Origin of the sequence: Kitasatospora sp. NPDC059747 (assembly GCF_042732955.1) — a bacterium.
Lineage (GTDB): Bacteria > Actinomycetota > Actinomycetes > Streptomycetales > Streptomycetaceae > Kitasatospora.
Genome location: NZ_JBHWGV010000149.1, coordinates 2,555 through 4,422 on the forward strand (window position 1 = coordinate 2,555; position 1,868 = coordinate 4,422).

Below are 1,868 nucleotides of genomic sequence, written 5' to 3' on the forward strand. Positions count from 1 at the left end.
GGGCGCGCGGGTGTGGTCTCTTTTTATATCTTTGTCTCTTGTTGGGGGGGCCCCCCCCGGGGTCTTTGTGTTCGGGGGGGGGGGGGGGGGGGGGCCCCCCCGGGGGGGGGGGGCCCCCCCCCCCCCCGCGGCTGCGCGCGATCACGATCCTGGGCATCGGGGCGGCCCAGGCCACCCTGGTCCGGGTAGGGCGACCGGTGACGATGGTGCGGTTGCCCGAACCCGTTGCGAGAAAAGGGATTTCGTGGCTCCTCCGGGCCCTCTGTACGGTCCGGTCCATGGACTGGAACTTCGAATCGGCCGGGAACCTCGCGGTCGCCCTGCGCTCCGGCGACGTGACCTCGGTGGAACTGACGGACGCGGCGATCGCCCGCATCGAGCGGGAGGACGGCGCGGTCAACGCGATCTGCGTACCGGACTTCGACCGGGCGCGCGCCGCCGCCCGCAGCGCCGACGAGGCGCTCGCCCGGGGCGAGGACCGGCCGCTGCTCGGCATCCCGGTGACGGTCAAGGAGTCCTACGACGTCGCCGGGCTCCCCACGACCTGGGGCCTCCCGCAGCACCGCGACCACCTGCCGGCCGAGGACGCGGTGCAGGTCGCGCGGCTCCGGGCGGCGGGCGCGGTCGTGCTCGGCAAGACCAACGTGCCCGTCGGGCTGCAGGACATCCAGAGCTTCAACGGCATCTACGGCACCACCGGCAACCCCTGGGACCACACCCGTACGTCGGGCGGCTCCTCCGGCGGGTCGGCGGCGGCCCTGGCCTCCGGGTTCGGCGCGCTGTCCATCGGCTCCGACATCGCCGGCTCGCTGCGCACCCCCGCGCACTTCTGCGGCATCTACGCCCACAAGCCGACGCTCGGGCTGGCCGCGGCCCGCGGCATGGCCCTGCCGTCCGCGCCGGTCCTGCCGGCCGAGCTGGACCTCGCCGTCGTCGGCCCGATGGCGCGCACGGCCCGCGACCTGACGCTCCTGCTCGACGTGATGGCCGGGCCGGATCCGCTGACCTTCGGTGTGGCGTACGGCCTGGCGCTGCCGCCCGCGCGCCACGAGCGGCTCGCCGACTTCCGGGTCCTGGTCCTCGACGAGCACCCGTACATCCCGACCGGCGCCGCCGTGCGGGCGGGAATCGACCGGGTGGCCGCCGCGCTCCTCGAAGGCGGCGCCCGCGTCGACCGGCACAGCCCGCTGCTGCCCGATCCGGCGGAGGCCGCCAGGCTCTACACCCAGCTCCTGATCTCGGGCGCCACCGCACACTTCCCCGTCGAGGCGTACGAGGAACTGCAGTCCCTCGCCGCCGCGTTGAGCCCCGACGACCAGAGCCTCGACGCGGTGCGGCTGCGCGCCATGGTGTTCACCCACCGCGACTGGATCGTGGCGAACAACCACCGCGAGCTCCACCGCCACGCCTGGCGTCAGTTCTTCGCCGAGTACGACGCCGTGGTGTGCCCGATCACCCCGACCCCGGCGTTCCCGCACGACCACACCCCCGACCTGAGGGCGCGCAGCCTCGACATCGACGGCGTCGCACACCCGTACCTGGACCAGCTGGTCTGGGCCGGCATGGCCACGATGCCCGGTCTGCCCGCCACCGCCATACCCGCGGGGCGGTCCCCCGAGGGCCTCCCGGTGGGCGTGCAGATCATCGGCCCGATGTTCGAGGACCGGACCCCGCTGAAGCTGGCCGAGCTCCTGGAAGAGAGGATCGGCGGCTTCACCGCACCGAGGTAGCGCACGCTCCGGCGGCCACGCGCGCGGCCCGGGGGGGGGGGGGGGGGCGCGGGGGGGTGGGGGGGGGGGGGGCGCCGCCGCCGCGCGGTGGGGCTGTGGGTGTGTGTATGTGTGGGCCGCACGCGCTCGCGGTGACTC

Annotated in this window: 1 protein-coding gene; it reads left to right on the top strand. The window is 74.8% G+C overall.

All coding sequences use genetic code 11. The features are described from left to right. The first annotated feature begins 278 nt into the window (after nucleotides 1–278). Nucleotides 279–1,730: an amidase gene (locus tag ACFV4G_RS38485; RefSeq protein ID WP_380447368.1), complete on the top strand. Its 1,452-nt coding sequence runs from the start codon at nucleotides 279–281 to the stop codon at nucleotides 1,728–1,730. Nucleotides 1,731–1,868 lie beyond the last annotated feature (138 nt).